The organism is Vibrio sp. 10N.261.51.F12, from assembly GCF_041471725.1.
GTDB lineage: Bacteria > Pseudomonadota > Gammaproteobacteria > Enterobacterales > Vibrionaceae > Vibrio.
The window spans coordinates 53,545-72,521 of the sequence record NZ_JBFROV010000036.1 but is presented as its reverse complement, the minus strand read 5'-3'; the positions used below and the strand labels follow the sequence as shown (position 1 = coordinate 72,521).

At 44.7% G+C, this 18,977-nt stretch carries 18 protein-coding genes; 5 read left to right on the top strand and 13 right to left on the bottom strand.

What is annotated here, in order from left to right; translation table 11 throughout:
- The first annotated feature begins 21 nt into the window (after positions 1-21).
- Complete coding sequence (locus AB4405_RS18595; RefSeq protein ID WP_372062300.1) at positions 22-945, top strand: cation transporter; 924 nt, start codon at positions 22-24, stop codon at positions 943-945.
- On the opposite strand, the gene AB4405_RS18590 is transcribed toward AB4405_RS18595, so the two are convergent.
- Both AB4405_RS18590 and AB4405_RS18585 read right to left on the bottom strand, forming a co-directional pair.
- Complete coding sequence (locus AB4405_RS18590; protein WP_198593795.1) at positions 923-1,186, bottom strand: hypothetical protein; 264 nt, start codon at positions 1,184-1,186, stop codon at positions 923-925. The genes AB4405_RS18595 and AB4405_RS18590 overlap by 23 nt on opposite strands.
- 88 nt (positions 1,187-1,274) lie before the next feature.
- Positions 1,275-2,183: a LysR family transcriptional regulator gene (locus tag AB4405_RS18585; RefSeq protein ID WP_372062398.1), complete on the bottom strand. Its 909-nt coding sequence runs from the start codon at positions 2,181-2,183 to the stop codon at positions 1,275-1,277.
- Between the two features lie 153 nt (positions 2,184-2,336).
- Here AB4405_RS18585 and AB4405_RS18580 point away from each other — a divergent pair, with 153 nt between their 5' ends.
- Complete coding sequence (locus AB4405_RS18580) at positions 2,337-3,980, top strand: alpha-glucosidase (protein WP_372062298.1); 1,644 nt, start codon at positions 2,337-2,339, stop codon at positions 3,978-3,980.
- A gap of 115 nt (positions 3,981-4,095) precedes the next feature.
- Here AB4405_RS18580 and AB4405_RS18575 read toward each other — a convergent pair whose 3' ends face one another.
- The 5 genes from AB4405_RS18575 to AB4405_RS18555 all read right to left on the bottom strand — a co-directional run bounded on the left by AB4405_RS18575 (position 4,096) and on the right by AB4405_RS18555 (position 9,616).
- Entirely contained in the window at positions 4,096-4,254 is a 159-nt protein-coding gene (locus AB4405_RS18575) for a hypothetical protein (protein WP_372062297.1), read from the bottom strand.
- Positions 4,255-4,723: 469 nt separating this feature from the next.
- On the bottom strand, positions 4,724-5,917 hold the full coding sequence (gene malE, locus AB4405_RS18570; RefSeq protein WP_372062295.1) for a maltose/maltodextrin ABC transporter substrate-binding protein MalE: 1,194 nt from the start codon (positions 5,915-5,917) through the stop codon (positions 4,724-4,726).
- A gap of 200 nt (positions 5,918-6,117) precedes the next feature.
- Positions 6,118-7,917, bottom strand: coding sequence for an alpha-amylase family protein (locus tag AB4405_RS18565; RefSeq protein WP_372062294.1), 1,800 nt, complete (start codon positions 7,915-7,917; stop codon positions 6,118-6,120).
- A 141-nt stretch (positions 7,918-8,058) separates the two neighbouring features.
- On the bottom strand, positions 8,059-8,544 hold the full coding sequence (locus AB4405_RS18560) for an acyl-CoA thioesterase (protein WP_102532282.1): 486 nt from the start codon (positions 8,542-8,544) through the stop codon (positions 8,059-8,061).
- Positions 8,545-8,707: 163 nt separating this feature from the next.
- Positions 8,708-9,616 (bottom strand): DMT family transporter, encoded by a 909-nt coding sequence (locus AB4405_RS18555; RefSeq protein ID WP_372062293.1) that lies wholly within the window; start codon positions 9,614-9,616, stop codon positions 8,708-8,710.
- Between the two features lie 99 nt (positions 9,617-9,715).
- Here AB4405_RS18555 and AB4405_RS18550 point away from each other — a divergent pair, with 99 nt between their 5' ends.
- Positions 9,716-10,504: a helix-turn-helix domain-containing protein gene (locus tag AB4405_RS18550; RefSeq protein ID WP_102532284.1), complete on the top strand. Its 789-nt coding sequence runs from the start codon at positions 9,716-9,718 to the stop codon at positions 10,502-10,504.
- Between the two features lie 130 nt (positions 10,505-10,634).
- On the opposite strand, the gene AB4405_RS18545 is transcribed toward AB4405_RS18550, so the two are convergent.
- The 5 genes from AB4405_RS18545 to AB4405_RS18525 all read right to left on the bottom strand — a co-directional run bounded on the left by AB4405_RS18545 (position 10,635) and on the right by AB4405_RS18525 (position 15,855).
- The gene (locus AB4405_RS18545; RefSeq protein ID WP_372062292.1) at positions 10,635-12,602 is read right to left on the bottom strand and encodes a DUF3466 family protein; all 1,968 of its coding nucleotides are present in this window, start codon (positions 12,600-12,602) and stop codon (positions 10,635-10,637) included.
- A 154-nt stretch (positions 12,603-12,756) separates the two neighbouring features.
- Complete coding sequence (locus tag AB4405_RS18540) at positions 12,757-12,999, bottom strand: hypothetical protein (RefSeq protein WP_102532286.1); 243 nt, start codon at positions 12,997-12,999, stop codon at positions 12,757-12,759.
- A 259-nt stretch (positions 13,000-13,258) separates the two neighbouring features.
- Positions 13,259-13,645 (bottom strand): MmcQ/YjbR family DNA-binding protein, encoded by a 387-nt coding sequence (locus AB4405_RS18535; protein WP_372062290.1) that lies wholly within the window; start codon positions 13,643-13,645, stop codon positions 13,259-13,261.
- A gap of 70 nt (positions 13,646-13,715) precedes the next feature.
- A complete protein-coding gene (locus tag AB4405_RS18530; RefSeq protein WP_372062289.1) occupies positions 13,716-14,426 on the bottom strand; it encodes a response regulator in 711 nt (236 codons plus the stop codon).
- Positions 14,419-15,855, bottom strand: a complete 1,437-nt coding sequence (locus AB4405_RS18525) for an ATP-binding protein (protein WP_372062287.1) — start codon at positions 15,853-15,855, stop codon at positions 14,419-14,421. Before AB4405_RS18525 ends, AB4405_RS18530 begins: the two co-directional genes overlap by 8 nt.
- A 229-nt stretch (positions 15,856-16,084) precedes the next feature.
- Here AB4405_RS18525 and AB4405_RS18520 point away from each other — a divergent pair, with 229 nt between their 5' ends.
- A complete protein-coding gene (locus AB4405_RS18520; protein ID WP_372062286.1) occupies positions 16,085-16,858 on the top strand; it encodes a hypothetical protein in 774 nt (257 codons plus the stop codon).
- Complete coding sequence (locus AB4405_RS18515) at positions 16,839-17,630, top strand: hypothetical protein (protein WP_102532256.1); 792 nt, start codon at positions 16,839-16,841, stop codon at positions 17,628-17,630. Before AB4405_RS18520 ends, AB4405_RS18515 begins: the two co-directional genes overlap by 20 nt.
- A 222-nt stretch (positions 17,631-17,852) precedes the next feature.
- On the opposite strand, the gene AB4405_RS18510 is transcribed toward AB4405_RS18515, so the two are convergent.
- Positions 17,853-18,863, bottom strand: a complete 1,011-nt coding sequence (locus AB4405_RS18510; protein ID WP_372062284.1) for a linear amide C-N hydrolase — start codon at positions 18,861-18,863, stop codon at positions 17,853-17,855.
- Positions 18,864-18,977 lie beyond the last annotated feature (114 nt).

The window sequence follows — 18,977 nt, the reverse complement described above, 5'->3', positions numbered from 1 at the left end:
GAATGTATAAAAGGAATTTAAATGATTAAAATTGATGAATCGAAAGCGCTTATTAGTTCGGCAATCGGCGCGAGTGTATTGGCGCTGTGGGGCGGGGTAATGGCCATGATTTCAGGGTCGAGTGCCATCCTCCTAGATGCATCCTTTAATCTGTTGTCCGCTGTGGTTTCGTTTGCGTCATTGCGAATTGCACAACTTGCGCAATCAGGTACGTCACGTCACTATCCTATTGGCTATTATGCCTTTGAACCACTGATTGTGGTGATCAAAGGAATCACCATTTTGATCCTGATTGCTTTTGCGGTAGGCAGTAATATTCCAGTATTACTTTCCGGCGGTCGAGAGCCCGCGATTACGCTAATGGCTATCTATGTGTTTCCGGCGGTGATGATTTGCGGTCTGATGTATTGGGTGTGTCATATAGGGTATAACCAGTCTCGGTCCGATATTTTAAAGGCCGAAAAGAATGCGTGGTTTATTAATGGCGTGATTTCGGGGGCGATTGGGGTGGCATTGATATTGGTTCTATTGCTTCAAGGAACCGCACTCGGGTTCATCGACCGCTATATTGACCAAATCCTCGTCGTGCTGTTTAGTTTGGCGTTTATTGGTGATCCGATAAAGCTCATTAAAAATGGTATGCGGGAATTGACACTAGCAACGCCACCTATCGAGCACACTAAGCCTATCTATCGTGGATTACGTGGATTAGCACAAGAGTACGATATTGAGCTGGTGGATATCTTTATTGCCAAGTTAGGGCGAAAGACTTGGGTCAGTATTTATGTTGACCCAAAAAGAGAGTCCATGACCTTTAAAAGCTATGAACGCTTTGTGGAAGACGTTAAGACTAAAATAGACAAGCCTTACACGACAACGGAGGTGGATGTCATACTCAAACGTTCTCCGTTGTCTCAAGGCGCTACAAATTCAGCTCTCGGTTAGAAGGCGCGCACCCTACGTATTGGAGCAGGACATACAAACTCTCTTGCTCTAATGCGACCTTTTGAAATAAATCAGCAAACACACCATCTCCACCAAAACAAGTTTGAATATAGTGGTTGATTTCATCTCGATGATAGCCCTCCACATACATCGTTCTCACCCACTGGTACTCAACGGCCTTCAAATCACTGAGGGTTGTTTCACTTAGGGTAATGTCATTTACAGCCAAGGCAGGCTCCATTCAGTTAAATCTTATTCACTGCCGCGATTACATCAAACTTTAATGAAAGAAAAATGACAGATTGGTGACTTAACTTACTCCTGACAATTTAGATCAAACCCTTAGCGTGCTGTTTTAGGTTGGAGCAAAAGGCACCAACACGGGTTTTAGACTCCCCGATTTTGGTATAAATCCCGATGTTTCCAACTTTAGCGCGATCGGTGTTGATCATCACTAACCCTTGAGAGGTGAGCCATTCATGCGCATGATTACTATAAGGCATAACCGCTGGGGTCATTTTTAACATATCAATACTGGCAGAGACGGAATCGACATCATAAATAATACGCTCATCAAGTTCCGTATTATGCGGTAACCCGTTGGCCAATACGGACTGATGTCTTGGGTGGCTAGGCGTGACTCTTAGTAGTGGATATTGATCGATAGTCTCCATGGCTAGGCCCGTAGATAGTTGTTGAGATTGGGCTAGGGGATGTTGAGATCCTACATAAATCGATTCATAGTCTTGGAATAGCGGCTCAAACATCACTCGGCAGTGTTCAGATAGGTCTAAAACCTCATGGCCAACAAATAAATCTATATCACCTTGCATTAAATGGCTCAGTAACGTCAGGTTATTACCAAACTCCAAATGAAAGGAGCTGGCTGGGTTTTGTTGCTGATAATAGGCAACGGTAGGTTTGACGATGTGCTCCCACCATACCTCACCAGTGCCGATTTTTATCTTACCAAATTGACGTTGCTGCATGTCGTTGAACTGATGTTTTAGTGCGAAGTATTGTTCTTGTTGTTCTTGCGCAAATGACCGAAATTTAACGCCGTAAGCCGTCAATTCGACACCTTTTGATAACCGATTAAATAAAGGCGCACCAAGCTCAGCCTCCAATTTCTTGATTGCAGAGGTGAGAGAAGGTTGGCTGAGAAAGAGTTCATCCGAGGCACGTTTGATGTTGCCATGCTTTGCCACGGCGAGAAAATATTTTATGGATTTGTTGATGGCCATTGGATCCCTTATTCACGTTGCATTACGCTTGGTGAAATGACTGGTGATATAAATAAAAACTATATTATTATACGAAGATTCTATTTTATTTCCTAGTGATGTGTCGCTACAGTGGCGTAATAATGACTCATTTAATAAGGCATAACGATGGAACAAAAGTGGTGGCACGACTCGGTGGTGTATCAAATTTACCCAAGAAGCTTTTGTGATTCTAACGGTGATGGTATTGGTGACCTCAATGGTATTCGTTCAAAACTCGATTACTTAGCGCAGCTAGGCATTGATGTTATTTGGTTGTCACCTGTGTATCAGTCTCCTATGGATGACAACGGCTATGACATTTCTGACTATCAAGCGATTACCCCAGAATTTGGCACGATGGAAGATATGGATGCCTTATTACAAGAAGCCAAGGCTCGAGGCATTCGCATCGTGATGGATCTTGTGGTGAACCATACCTCCGATGAGCACGAATGGTTTAAACAAGCTTGTCGTTCAAAAGCATCACCGTATCGTGATTACTACGTGTGGCGCGATGCTAACGAGGATGGCAGTGCACCGAGTGAGATGGATTCTATTTTCGGAGGCAGTGCATGGCAGTGGCATGAACAGACGCAGCAATATTATTTGCATATGTTCTCCAAAAAGCAGCCGGACTTGAATTGGGAAAACCCTAGGGTGCATCAAGAAGTACATGCAATGATGAACTGGTGGATTGATAAAGGCATAGGCGGCTTTCGTCTTGATGTCATCGATCTGATTGGAAAAGAGATCGATAAAGGTATCACGGGCAATGGTCCTCGCTTACATTCCCTTTTACAGGCCATGAATCACGCGACATTTGGCGACAAAGATCTATTAACCGTCGGTGAAACATGGGATGCCACACCGGACATTGCCAAGTTGTATAGCGGCGAAGACCGCGAAGAGCTATCAATGGTGTTTCAGTTTGAGCACATTACCCTAACGTGGAACCGAGGGGACAAATGGTCGCCGTTACCGCTTGATCTCCCGGCGTTTAAACAGGTTCTGACTAAGTGGCAACTTGCGCTGAAAGACACAGGATGGAACTCGTTATTTTGGAACAATCACGACTTACCACGGGCGGTCTCTAAGTATGGCCATGAGGGAGAGTATCGTATCAAATCCGCGCAGATGCTCGCGACAGTGCTTCATTGTTTAAAAGGCACTCCTTATATCTATCAGGGCGAAGAGATCGGCATGACCAACGTGAAATTTAATTCGTTGGATCAATATCGAGATATTGAGTCACTTAATTTTTACAAGGTGAAAACAGAGTCTGGGGTCTCCCATGAAGAGATGATGCGAGCGCTGCATGAGAACAGTCGAGATAACGCTCGAACCCCAATGCAATGGACTGATCAACCTCATGCGGGGTTTACTTCCGGAACCCCGTGGATCGAAGTGAACCCGAATTTTGTTGATGTAAACGTTCAGGCCGACAGCCAGAGTGATGTCTCAATTTATCAACATTATCGAAGCTTGATTCAGATGCGTCGAGAACACCCGGTCATTGTCCATGGCGACTTTGTTCCGCTGCTACCTGATAACGATAAAGTGTTTGCTTACTTACGCCGCGATGGTGAGCAAACGCTCATAGTGGTGGCAAACTTCAGCGCTGAGACGGTAGCCATTGACTTGGCGGCAGAGCCACAGTTACGTACGCTGGCCTTAGGGGAAATGCTAAGTCATAACCAAGAGGTGCTGTTTACGTCGTTAGAAGCGATGACATTAGCACCGTATGACTGCTTTGCTGCGAGCTTAAAGTAACCAGCGGTTAGCAGCACGAGATAAAGAAACGAAATAAAAGAAGAGTCATCGGGCTACCGGTGACTCTTCTTTTTATTGAATAGGCGGTCAACTCTGAGTATCAGAATAAGCCGTCCTAATAAGGGTAATCTTGTTCGCTATCTCGCTCACTCTCAGATTCAAATTCATGCAGGCTAGGGGCGTAGGAGCATTCACCAATTTGATGTCTTGGGCAGGTTTGCTCGGCGTCTCTTACTATCATCGGTGTGCGGCACATGGGACAAGTACGATCCATCGTTAACCTCTCATATTCGATTCTGTGATTCTAATAGGGCTGTCTTTTCTGTTTTTGTTTCGGTTTCTTTGGTTGATGCCTTTCATTGACTTGCTGGCATCACCAAGACAGTTTTCTTGTCAAAATAATTCAATGACAGAAACCTGTTGGAACGTGTGATTTTTAAACAACGCCTAAATTTATAGGTAAGATCAGGGCAAAGATCAAAGGTGAGAGTGTAAGAAAATGCGACGCTGTGAGCCGCTGGGAATAAATGGAATAATGATGTAGTGGACGGTCTCACTATGACAAATTATGACTTTGCGTGACATAAAAATGCAAAAAAAGATGGGGGGCTTAGACTGAGTTTTATTGGATTTATAATATTAAATGTATAAAATCAATTGGTTGAAACTTAATGTTGCATGGCTCTAAAAGCATCGCCTCAGAATGTGAATGTTAAATATTCCGAGGCGAGACCAAATTGGTATTAACGTAAAATTTGTTTCTCAGCAGAGGCTAGTGCTTCGTTGACCGTTTGCTTCTCGTTGAGCGCATTTTCAATAGCGGCACCCTCAGATATCCAATAAGTCATCATTTGTGGAATCGCTGGCATTACTTCACCGTTCTCAGCATTGGTCATGGTCGACTTAATTCGGCTGTCTGCTTCTAGCTCATTTTGGTAGCTCTTGAGCGTGACTGCACCTAACGGTTTATCGTTATTCACGGTTTTGAGTGCTTCATTAGTAAATAAATAGTTCTCAATAAACTCGACAGCGAGATCTTCATTCGGGCTGGCTGAACTGATACCGGCACTGAGAATACCGACGAAAGGATTTGATTTTTTCTCGTCCAAAGTCGGGAAGGTGGCTACGCCGTAATTAATGCCTGTTTTATCGAGGTTTCCCCATGACCAAGGGCCATTAATGGTCATCGCAACGTCGCCTTTAGCAAAGGCCGTTTCAGCGTTGGCATAATCCATGCCTGGGTCAACAATGCCTTGTTTCTTCATATTCAACAAAAATGCTAGGTTATGTTGAGCCTGTTTATTATTGATGCCTAAATCGCTGGCGTCGTGACCCGTTGATGTTTTCTTAAAGGAATAGCTGCCCGCAGAGACCAGTGGCCACGTGAAGTAGGCGTTTTTGACGTCCCACATAATGGTTTGCTTGCCAAGTTTTTGCATATCGGCGTGAATCTGAGGCAATTGCTCCCAAGACGTAGGAGGCTCGGGTAGTAGGTCTTTGTTATAGATCAGCGAAACCGATTCAATCGCCATTGGATAACCAATGAGCTTGCCATCATAAGTAACTGCATCCCAACTAAAGGAAACCAGTTTGTCTTTAAATTCTTGGCTTGGATTGATGTCTTTTAATAAGCCCGCCTCGGCGTAGCCGCCAAATCGGTCGTGGGCCCAAAAAATGATGTCTGGACCATCGCCTGTTGCTGCGACCTGTTGGAACCTCGATTCTAAAGACTCCGGAAATTGAACACTGACTTTAACGCCAGTCTCCGCTTCAAACTGGCGACCGACTTCTGCTAACCCATTGTAGCCTTTGTCACTTCCTATCCATATGAGTAGTTCCCCCTCAGTAATCGCATGAGCTGGTGCAGCCAATAGTGTGGTTAAAGATAACGACGTTGTTACTGCTAAGGCGGTTAAGGATGTTTTTAGTGTTCTCATTGTACTTATCCTAGTGTTAACTGTTGAGGTCATTGTAGGGAAGTGCGGTGGGAGAATAAAATAGAGAAAAACCGACATGTTATAGCTTTTGTCTATTTCACTGTGGCGAGTGTGATACGGTTAACATTCACGATTAACGGGTGAAAAAGAGGGCCGACATCCTATGACGCTGACCCCCTGTATAGAGTGACGATATATGCTTAGTTGGTGATGTTTTCTGGGGTGATCTGTAAAAGATACGAACTTAACGGTTTGAGTGTTAGGTCAATATTTCCACCATCGTGGGTAACCTTAAGCACGGCTTGAATCGTGTCATCAAGTAGGTCACTCAGCGTATATTGCCCTATGTCTAATTTGAGTTGAGTGATCACACTACCTGGAATATTGAGCCGATGTTGTGTGGATTCATTATGGCTAAAGTTAAGTAAAACAAAGACATGCTCTGATTGATGTTGACGCACATACCCATAGAGTTTACTCGCGAGAGCCCCATGACGTTCGTCTTGCTCAAGCTCCAAAGACGTGCTCGTCCCAAGGAAGGCATTGTGAGTCAGGACAACGTTCATTAGTCGCGCGTAGTAAGCGCGGAGTCTGCATTCTTGCTCACTGGATGCACCGCCATCGAAGGCGCCATTGTTCATCCAACGTTGGTGGGTTGGCACTCCGATATAATCAAATATAGAGGTCCTAGAGGGCTGTCCAAAGCCTGCGTTTTCGGCACCAGGTTCACCGACTTCTTGGCCGAAATAGATCATGGTGGGTGCGTGACTAATGGTCGCAGAGAGTGCCATTGCGGGTATGGCAACCCAAGGGTCACCCACAAACTCTGGAGACGCGATTCGTTGTTCATCATGGTTATCTAGGAAATGCAGCATATGCGGCTGAATGTCGTGTAAATCTTTTTGAATTCTCGTGATGTCACTCGTGTGACCATGGCCTTGCATAATGCCTTTTAACGTATCGTAGAGATCGACTTTATCGTAAAGCGCATCCATCTTACCTAATTGGATATAGTCCCGATATAAATCAGGTTGGTAGACTTCAGCTAATAGAAAAGCATCAGGATTCGCCGTTTTGATTGAGGCATTCATGAAACTCCAAAACTCAACCGGAACCATTTCAGCCATGTCATAGCGAAAGCCGTCAACCCCTTGAGACAACCAATATAAAGCGATATCCCGAAATTTCACCCATGAGTCGGGGATGACTTTGTCTTGCCAAAACGCAAGGTGCTCGTCATGATTTTTATAACGATACGCTTCAGGAAGAGCGGCGAAGTCTTTAGTGCCATCAGGGCGAATACCGTAGTTGATCTTTACCGTTTCATACCAATCATCGGCATTGGGCTTTGCTAAACGCGACCCGTTACCTGTCCATTTAGCGGGATACTCGATGAAGGGGCTGGCAAGCGTCTCATGAGGATTCCCACCTAAAGGCGTAAGATGTGGAGGGAGCTCGGGGAGTATAAATGCCTGATTTGGAATGTAATAAAAATTGTTATCGCGGTGGTATTCAATGTGGTCATGATCATTGGCACCAAAATCCTCGATGCCTGGGGGATTATTAAGGCCTTGATAATGACGGGCGATATGGTTCGGCACGATATCAATCATCACCTTAAGCCCTGCCAAGTGAGTTCGCTCGATAAGTGCATGAAATTCTGCGTTTCTGTTGGCGGGGTTATCGGCCAAATCTGGATTAACGGAGTAGTAATCTTTGACCGCGTAGGGTGAGCCGGCTCGGCCTTTAACGACGGAAGGATGGTCGCTGCTGATATCAAAATCGCGATAGTCATTCGTTAGGGCATGGTGAGGGACACCGGTATACCAAACATGGGTCATGCCAAGCTCACGAATGGAATCTAATGCGGTGCTGGTGATGTCGCTGAACTTGCCTACACCATTCTCAGCCATTGTTCCCCATGGCGTGTTGATGGTGTGTTTGTTACCAAACAAGCGAGTAAAGATTTGGTATAGGTGAATGTTATTTTTATTGTTCATAGGGTCACTATCTCTTTAACCTTGGTATAGTAAAAAGCTATAAGGTGAGGGTAGTGTAAATGAACAAAGGATGAGGTGAATCATCCTTTGTTCGGATGTTCTAGGGCGTAGAACACCTGAATGTTGAAACCGTTATTACCGTTACTTGAGGTATTTAACGTGGGCTTCCATTTCGTCGCCAATTTGCTTACGCATGTTCATTAGCTTGATGGCCGACTCTCGTAACTCAATGTCTTCTGGTGTTTCAGGAACCCACTCGCGTACAGGGGTTGGCTTGCCAAATTCGTCGACGGCGACCATGATGACAATACAGTGTGTGGTTAGGCGGTTATTGAGTTCTTTTGGGTCACAAGCTTGCACGTCTATCGCAATGTGCATGGAGGATGAGCCGGTATAAATGACCCGTGCTGTAACTTCGACTAGGTTACCTACATGAATCGGCTCAACAAAGCGGATGCCGCCAGCATAAGCGGTGATACAATATTTACCACTCCATGCGGCCGAGCAAGCATAGGCAGCTAAATCGATCCATTTCATGACGGCGCCGCCGTGTACTTTTCCGCCAAAATTGACGTCACCGGGTTCAGCAAGAAAGCGAAGCGTCGTGTCTCGTTTGCCGCTACTCATTATAAAATCCTTATTATCTTTGGGCATGAAATGAGTATGACAAAATTGTTAACAACAAGCTACAGCGATAACCATTCGCATTATTGTTTTAATGGTTGTTCCGCTTTCTTGAGCTGGTTTCGTTGCATCGTGAAAGTGGTCATGTTTTACCACTTACCACTACTTACTGCTTATTTACGGAGAGTTCATTATCGCTAATCGGGACGACAGGTTTGCTGCGCTTGACTTGAGATAAGATGACGCCTGATATCACCATTAATCCACCAATGAGGTGAAACTCAGTGATTGTCTCTCCCAATAGTGTTGCCGCCAATGCTACGGCGATAACCGGCAATAAATTCATGAACATCGCACTGTTCTCAGCACCAATCAAGTCAATCGCTTTCACCCAGCACAATGGCGCGATGAGAGAAGCAAAAAGCCCTGCATAAGCGATTAATGGCAGCGATGCTTGGGTGGGCACAATGTGGTTGCTGGTAAGCAATAGCGGTAACAACAAGATCACCGCGAACACGGCTTGGCTATAGATCAACATCCAGCTTGACAGGTTCATCTTCCAGCGTTTTAGCAGTACACAATAGGTGGCATAAATGATGGCCGCGAGCGCCATTAACCCGTCACCTTGTGTGATACCTTGATTAAAAAAGAACGCGATGTCTCCCTGTCCTAACATGAAAGCGAGTCCGGCTAATGAAATGACGCCCCCGACAATGCTGAGCATTGAGATTCGCTTTTTTAAAAGAGGGACAGAAATAAACACACTGATTAAGGGCACTAACGAGGTGATAAGCGCCATGTTTGATGCGGTTGTGGTGAGTGCCGCGTAGTACCCAAGAGACTGGTTTAACACCATCCCCAACAGGGCGAGGAAGGCCAGTTTACCACTGTTTTTTCGGATCTCAGGCCAGTATCGTTTTAGCTTTGGTAAGCAAAATGGTGTCATCACCAATACGGCTAAGAACCAGCGATAAAAGCTCATTGCACTAGGTTCAATCGCATCAGCCGCGAGCTTGTTGATAATGGCATTGCCACCCCAAATGAGTACGGTAATAAAAGGAAGCAAATAAACCACTGTGAACCTCGTCGCAATACGTGTGTTGGGGTATAGTGTGACAGGTCGTTATAAATACATATATCTCCATTAGGACATTAATCGCGATAGGAAGACAACTTGAAAAAAAACACCAGAAACCTACATCCTTCATTGTCGATTGAAAAAATGCCGTCGGATGTATTCATGAACTTTGACGCCTTTCTTTCAAACACTGAAACCCGAGTGCATTGCCACCCGTGGGGTCAAGTACAGCTAATCAGTGGTGGGATTTTAGAGATGGAAGCGCAGGGTACGCGCTTTCTTGCGCCGCCTCACTTAGCGATTTGGGTGCCTGCGGGTGTAATGCATTGCAGTTATAACCGCAGACCATTAGAATACTGTTCACTTAATATCGCGCATGAACTCACGGCTACCTTCCCCCAAAAGACCAGCCTAATTAAAGTGACGCCTATCGTCTCAGCAATCATTGAAGACTTTCGCCACCGCGACATCAACATTGGTGATTCTGAAAAAGATCGTCGCTTAGTTCAGGTGCTACTTGATCAACTCAGTGAGCAAGAAGAGCAACACCATTTCTTGCCAACCAGTAATCATAAGTACCTCGCTCCAATCTTGAGTGCGATGGAAGAAAATCCAACCAATGATCTCTCTTTACACGATTGGGCTGGGCAAGTTCACACCACAGAGCGGACATTAGCTCGCTATTGTCAAAGTGAACTAGGCATGAGTTTTACTGAGTGGCGTTTGCGTGTGCGATACTTATATTCAATGGACTTACTGCGTAGTGGTCATTCCGTTAAAGAAGTGGCGTTTACGCTAGGCTACAACCAAGCAAGCCCGTTTATTAGCATGTTCAAAAAGTACGCGGGTCAAACGCCAGAGCAATACAAAAGTCGCTTGTTATGATCGAACTCTCTAATGAGAAGGCGAATATTAGCGGGGCAACCGGTATCGATAACCAAGGAGGTTGTCAGCTTCAACAGCCTGATTCACCGTCATTATGCGGCTTAAAAAGGTGACCCGCTAAGAATTAGTATTACTTGTTAAAGGAACGTCGACGATAAGCGATTAGCAAAAATAATGCGGAAAGCGTTAATGGGTGAGTGCTTGCGCCTTGCCTGTCTACGGTTGAGGTGTCATCTTCTCGTGATGAGATGTCCGCGCTGCTGGCCCCATTTATTGGGATCAATTTAACGGCAACGACGGTTTCAGTTGTCGTGCCTTCTCCACACGTTGAGAAGTGGTCAGTGGTATCGTAACCGGACGCACATTTTATTGCGGTGGCGGAGATGACGCCCGCGTCGTTAATATCGGATGCGGTGACGATTCGATATGCATTGTTGTCGGCGCTGTATGCTCCGCCGTTGGTTAGATCATCCAACCACCAAGCCTTTGAAGCAAAGACAGACCGGCGATCTGAATCACTACCAGTTCCGTTATATGGATAAATAAACCCTCTTCGTCTGCGTTGTTTACTGTCGATTTCTGAGCTGTTTTCTGCATCGACCTCGCCGACAATTTCATTGAACCCATTGATGGCGTTTGCTTCACCACCGGCGCTGCTAAAGAAAATACCTTGCGACTGGCTGGTAAAGTAACTGGCGGTCGGTGTGCTTTGATTCGCATCTGCGATGAACATTCGGTTCGCTGCTGTGCCATTTTCTGGAACGCTACCAAGTCGCTTAGCTTCGCCAATGACTAATAGATTTTTGTTGATATCTTTGGCAATTGAATTGCTGTAAATGTAGGTATCATCAGATTCTAGTTTTGCATTGCTAATAAATACCGAATCCCAGGCATTTTCACTGACGGTAAAGTTGTCGGTGTTGATAGGGCGGAATACCGCCGCTTGCATCAACATACTGTCGTCAGCCAGCTCAGTATTAAAGCCAACCAGCACTGGAAGCTGGTCGTACTCGCTCCCTGAATGGTCGATGATTGCCGATGCCCTGATGCTTGCTTGCGCAGTGGCATAGCTGTAGCTGTCGTAGCTGGTTTCCCATGATGCGACAGAAAAGCGGGTATCGCCATTATCTTCAAGCGACCAAATAAAAGCCTGGCTCGAAAAGCCGAAGTTTTGACAAGCGCTGTTGATCATAGGCTGATCAAGATCGACACAACCGCTAAGGTCAAGCCCTTCGTAGTACTTGGAAGAGTCTGAGTAATCAAAGGTGGCAACGGCCGCATTGCCCACAACGTAGACTTGGCTGTCACTGCCGCTGGCAGGGTAAACGAATGTATCAAAGGCAAGCGTCCCACCCATCTCTTCAACCATAGCTTGTTCACCTGTCGAATCTGCAAAGGACAGGCTGCTGTTAGCTGAAGGCAGTAAAGTGGTGACCGTTGAGCCGTTTATCACGACTCCGCGACGTCGAAAAGCGAGGGCATAATACCCTTCATAATCAAAGTACCCGCTGCTTGCATTGCCTATTACATTGCCTGAAGTATCGCGCTTCAGTGCTTTAAATTCGATGGTGTCGTCGACAATACTCAATGTCGATGTGTAATTATCAGGGACGACTGCGTCGACACTCAGTGAGGTTTGGGTTTCATCGAAAGAGCGATAGAGTGGCGTGTAACTGGATGAGTAATAAGCCTCTCGCTCGTTTTGCAAGCCTCCGATGTCGTTGTCAGCGTCACCGTACCAACGATTACTTGCCCATGCATCGCACGTGGCATAGCCAAGTTCACTTTCACAATACGATGATAAATCATCATAGTCTAAGTAGTAGAAAAACTTGTCCACTCCGAAAGCCACCTCGTCATCAATCGGCACGCCTTCTAATCCATTCATGCTGTAACCGACTACGGGATGATCATTGGAATCACAATCTTGTTCAAAACATGAACCTAGGTCTGACGACTGAATACTGGATGTGTAAAACTCAGACGCATAATCGAATGCAGAGGTGTCGACTTCAATAATACGATAGAGCGCTGCAGAGCTTGGGTACGCCACGATAATAAGCGAAGATAAAACGGTAACTGGTAGGCCTTTGATCACAGGTCGTCCTTGATATTAATAAATAAAATTGTGCGCAAATGAAAATAAAATGAAGAAATAAAAATAAAGTGAGCAACTAACGCCAAAAGAAACGGAAACGGCCGTCGTTGATGTTTATACACATCAACGACGGCCAGAATCGGTCACCATAGAGCTAACGTTTTCTTTTGGGCTCTGGCAGTTCACTTTCGGTAAGTGTTCCGCTGCTATCCACATCAAATTGGTCAAAATCCTCTAATAACGGGCCTTTAACTTCGTCTTTAGTCAGTTCGCCATCACCATTAACATCGAGCTCATCAAACGAAGGGGGACGGCGGTGGTCGCGCTCTTCGCTGGCATGCACGGGTAGTATGCTAGTCGCGAGTAGTAAGGTGGTGGCGAGAAAGATCTTCTTCATAACAGGTTCCTGAATTCAGTGGACATAAAGCCATTGCTCTATTCACCAGTAGTGGTGACGAACACGACCATTATTGATAACTAAATTGGAGGAAGTATGGATAAAATGTGGAGATGGGGAAGAATTGAGAGGGTGCAATAAAGCGGTGTGCCGAGGACGTTGTTATTTGTCCTCGGGATATGAGTACCAGCGTCTAATGACTCGTCTGTGTTTTCTACATTGAGTATACGAACCTGACTACTGAGAACGTGGGTGTGTTTTATTCGGGCTGATTAAGGCCTAAATCTTTCTGCTTTTTTTTCGTAAGCCCAAGAGATACCAAGCGATAAGACTCTTTGAGGTAATAGACAAGCTCGTCTTCTGAGCTGGCGCTACTGTCTTCACATTGAATCCATTTCATTCCGCGAGAAGCGAAATAGGGTGCAGGCCTATAACCGGATTTATCACTTAAAAAGTCGAAATTCAAATCGGAGGTTTTAAACGTAAAAGCAGGAGGAGTGTTTTGACCTCGCCATTGTGTTTTTCCTAAGCCACCAATAGCGAATACTTTTCCGCCAACCTTCCAAACATGAGATTGATTCCATTGCATCACATAAGTGGTCGCAGGCAAGCCTTTGCAAAAGTCGTTAAATTCATCGTAAGTCATTTGAATATTCGCTCATTAATGATGATGTACCTACCTTATCTTAATCTTCAGTAAGGAATAGATAAGTGCTTTAAAACTCGAATTTATAGCCGATACCGTAGACAGACTTAATGCAATCACATTGTTTATCGATGGCTTGAAGCTTCTTTCTTAGATTCTTAATATGACTGTCAATGGTGCGGTCAAATACCAACCGATTATCAGGGTATATTTGTGTCATGAGCTGCTCACGGCTATACACAAAGCCTAAATTGTCGTACAGAAACGCCAGTAATTTAAACTCAGCGGGTGTTAACGGCAAAAGCTGTTGTTGATAGGTGACGGTCATTTTTTCTGGGTTAATGACCAACGCACGCGTGTTGGATTGTGCCAATTCATCTTGGTCTAGCTCAGTATCTTGCGAGTGGTTGACTGCTTTTGTTCGTCTTAACACATTCTTGACGCGTACTACGACCTCTCTCACACTGTAAGGCTTACAAATATAATCGTCCGCCCCAAGCTCAAGTCCTACCAAGCGATCAATTTCGTCTACGCGTGCTGTTGCCATAATGACAGGGACCTGCGTAAAGGTGCGTAGCTCGCGATAAATATCTAACCCATCTCGATGGGGTAGCATCAGATCCAGAATAATGAGATCGGGATGCGTGCGTTTTACGTGCTCGATCACCTCTGCCCCATCGGTTATTAGCTGTGCCGACATGCCCGATTGTTGTAGATATTCGCAGACGATTTGCCCCAGTGTTGGCTCATCTTCGACAACTAAAATACAAGAGTTATTCATATTTATCTGATTTCTGTTTATTGAATGAAACAGTGACGATGATACCACCAAGTTCGGAAGGTTGGGCTTGGATCTGGCCTTCATGCATGTTGACAATACTGGCACAGATCGACAACCCTAACCCTGCTCCGCCATATTGACGACTGCGAGATTTATCGATGCGGTACAAACGGTCAAATAATCTTGGAAGCGATTCAACATCGACGGTAGGCGCAGAGTCTTCAATATGAAGCTCGATATGATCTGTCATATCGTGTAATGAAATTTGAATCTGGCCGTTTGCATCCGTATAGCGAAAGCTATTTTCTAACAGGTTACCAATTAACTGTGACAGGCTTTTATCATCCCCCCAGACAAAAAGAGGCTGCTGAGCATCATATTGTCGAATTAATGTGAGCCCCTTATCGGCAATTCGATATTCAAAGTTTCGTGCTTGCATATCAATCAAATTTGTTAGATTGGTATTGGCAAACTTCATGTGAAATGCCCCTGAATCAGACAACGATAGTTGATATAAATCTTCCACCAATTTTCCTAGAATGTGCACTTGATGATGCATCGAGTCAATGTGTTTGGGCTCCGGCTGACGAATGCCATCTTGGATGGCTTCTAGCTCACCTTGTAAAACGGAGAGAGGGGTTCTAAGTTCGTGAGAAATGTCAGTAATCCATTGTTCTCTTGTTTTTTTTTGCTCGCTTAAGCTGGTGGTTAATGAGTTGAATGCTCGACTTAGCTTGGAGAACTCATCATGCCCGTGTGTGGGTATCTGGTGACTATAATCGCCTTTAGTCAATGCAACCGCGGTCTGATTGAGTTGCTTAAGTGGCATAAGAAAATGACGAACTAACCATATCGCAATGAGAAAAGACCCTAGGCCTGCTAGCGAAATAATCCATGCCATATTTTGCATTTGTTGTGCGTAGAAGCTCTTAACTAATTGGTCATTGATAGTGTTGGGTTGGATGATGTTGAGCCATCCAACGATGTTACCGGATACCACTAAAGGAATGGCGGCTATGGGGGTCTTATTTGATTCCAGCGGAGGCTCGATACCGATCACCCATCGGTGATCTTGGTCAGTGAGGTAAATGCGATGACTCAATGGTCCCGATTTGTTCGTGGTTTTTCTCGGACGGTGATCGTCAAATACCATAAAAGGTCTCGGGCGAGGGATAGGCTCACCCCAAGATGTGAAAATCTCATGCCACAGGAAAGGGTCGGACGCTAAGTCATTCCAGCCGTCTTCTAAGTCATAGTATTGGATAATGTCACTCGCTAGAACCACGGCTTTTTCTTGCTCGGTATCGTTAATGTAGGATTGTAGTCCAGACTTAAAGCTGTAATTGATCATCAACGACATACCGACCACCATGAACAGGCTACCGAACAAAATGGAGATAAATAGCTTTGAAAATATCGTTAACCGCACACTACACCTTTGAATGAATATGGCTTATTACTGTCATTATATGACGTATTTTAGCGCATGAATGTGGAGGAAAAATGGAAGCGTCATAACGGCATGAAAATAATAATAAACAGATTATTTATGAATCACACAATAATTATTCACTAAATCGCTGTTTTTTGCGTTGTGTTAAGGAATGCTGGTGGTATATCGGTATAAAAGAGATAAAGGATGTGACTGTAACTATTATATGGCAATTAAAAAAACACTATTTAACGTATTTCTTATCTTTATCTATACATTGTTGCTGGGCTGTATTTATCACGTGATGACATTTCGTGAAACGTTACGTGACGACGTAGAGCATATAGTTTCAAGCATTGACCACCACCTTAAGTCAGTGGAAGATGAGTTACGGCAATTGCCGATTCCAGAACAATGTGATGAGCCTTACATGACACGACTTCGTCATCAGGTCTTCAGCAGCGTGACGCTGCGAGGCATTGTTGTGGGCGACCCCAATGGGGCATTTCCAAACTTATGCAGTAATTTTGGATCTTATGCGCGCAGAGTAGATGAAAAAGATTGGGACTATTCATCACAAGGGGATCTGCTTTTTGGCAAGGTGAAGTTTTCAAAATATCGCCGTGATAGCTCCTATGCGCTAGCGATAAGAAGGGCGAATGGATTGGTGATAGGACTAGTTAACCCTAGGGCGATTTTAGGGTGGTGGGTGAGCCCTGTCAGCGAAGATATAAATATTACGCTTTTGTTCACAGAGGAGGAAGATATTAAACTAGAGCGTCTTAATTTACCTGTCAACGAAGATACGTATTTATATAGCGAAGAATCAGAAGCTTATCCCTATGAAATATTGGTACATAAATCGACTTCAGAAGTGAAGCATCGCATTGTTACGTTTGGATATCGCTTGTTGGGTTTATTTGTTGTTTTGTACAGCATCGTATTGATTTATTTTGTTATGAGATACCAGGTGCGGAGAGATGATGTCGAAACGTCTTAGTAGTAAAATAGTCATTTCAATTGCAGTCGTTGCTCTTATTGCCATCGTGAGTGCCTTTTATGCACGAGCGAACATAAAAAATGAAATGCAAAACAGTGCGAAACACAGCGTCGAGATGATTGAGCGTAACATTGTCCATATTAGTAATGTTGTGAAAGCCAACCCTTATGATGTGGAATGCTCGACGGCGTTGCAAGCCGAGCTCGCCAATTTGACGTATGAGCATGAAGAGGTCAGAGCGTTAGGTTATGTCGAAGATTATTTAAGTTCTTGGCATGGCTGTAGTCTATTTGGTCAAACTCGTAATACGGCAGATTACTGGCAAGGTGATGAGGTTTCGGGCATCTATCTTGGTTGGTCGTTACTGACAAATTACTTTCCTGAGACCTCCTTTGTCATTGCCGTGTCTTCTGATGATGTTTCGAGATTTGGATATGTAAATCCACGAAGATTGGTCGGTTCTTGGATTGAACCTACGTTGGATTTTGCTGACTATACCCTAACCTTAGAAAATCAACCGTCTCGTGTTTACAATCGCGACTCGACACGGCTTGATGCCTATTGGACTTCTTCTACTGTTCATGAGCGTTATCGTTCCGATGCCTATCAGTTTGAGATAGTGGTAACGGCAAGCTATGAAAGTGTCCTTGTTAGAGCTGCCATTTATTTTTTATCTGGTCTCGTGACGCTAGGGTTAGTTATCTTGACCATATGGGTGTTGAGCACATCGTTTTTTCTCATAAAAACCAAAGATATGCGTGTAGAACTGTAAGCAATATGCGAAGAGCTATAAGTAATACGCGAAGAACTATAAGCCATACTTAGAGGGATATAAGTAGAGAATTATAAGTCGAGAGCTATTAGCCATACACTGTATATTCGGATTAGATTAAAGGCCTAGCTCGAAAGCTAGGCCTTTGCACACTTATTTTCCGTCTGAGATCGCCCTCAGTGTCGTTGCTGCAAGCTTATTGTTACGCTTAAAGGCTCAAACTTACTGTGTCACGGTAACGTCTTGGAACGCAGGTTCAATGCCGTAAATAGTCGTTGAAGTATATTTCACCGTCGAGAAGTCAATATTATCTAGGTCAACTTTGCGAATTTGTTGATTATCTGCGGTGCGGAAGTAGTAATCTTTGTTCGCGATGTCGACAACGTTACCGTAACCGACCATTTGTGGGTCAGGTGATACCCATTCCCAGTACATCGTACCTGGGACGATTTCCATGTCATTAAGCAGTGCGAATGCTCGTGCAACCCCATTATCACGAATGTCACCCGCTTTTGGGTTCTGATCCATAGCCGCTAGGACCGTTGCAACGCGAGTAAAGCGACCGTCTGGACCTGAATCGCGCTTGTCGAACGTATCAAGTGTTTCGCTGGTACGTGCGTTCACTTCTTTGATGGCCGCTTCAGCAAGCTCAACTTGAACGGGGTAAGCGGGGTCGTTGGTCATTGTGCCGAGGTCGTTTTCGTAGATCGTTGGGTAACCAGAATCATCAACGTATTCAACCACGATGGCACGTTTTGCGTCGCGGATGGCAAAGTGCATTCCGATTTCTAAATCGTGAGCAACGGCGATCTTTGTTGTTTCTACTTTGGTTTTCTTCAGTATTTTTACCGCTTCATCTACAGACTTAGCGTTGGCTAAGGTGAAACCGGTTACCTCAAGGTAGTTGACGTCACCTTCACCTTCAGCGGCGTATTTAGATTCAACTAATGCTAATGACTCAACGTTGACACCGTGTTCGTTCAAACCTGAAGAAATCCATTCAGTGTCGCCGTGGCGCATACCAACGAATCCTACATCGCCAGATTTACCATTAATTGCGTACCCTTGAGGAACCGTCACTAGATGCTCTTGCATAAAATCAGGCGCTTCCATTGAACGGGCAACAAAAGCATTACCATCCATTTCGAACGTTGCGTAAGAGCAAGCGTTAGCGGTTTGAATTGCACCAAACGTTGCTGCAGCCATCGTTAAAGCTAATAGAGTTTTATTCATGTTGATACCTTTTAATTAGTTTAACCAACGCGGCGTGGTCATCGCTGGTTTGCATTAGATGGTGCTATTATGCCTGTGAAAAATGAACGTAAAAACACACATGATGCACCCTTT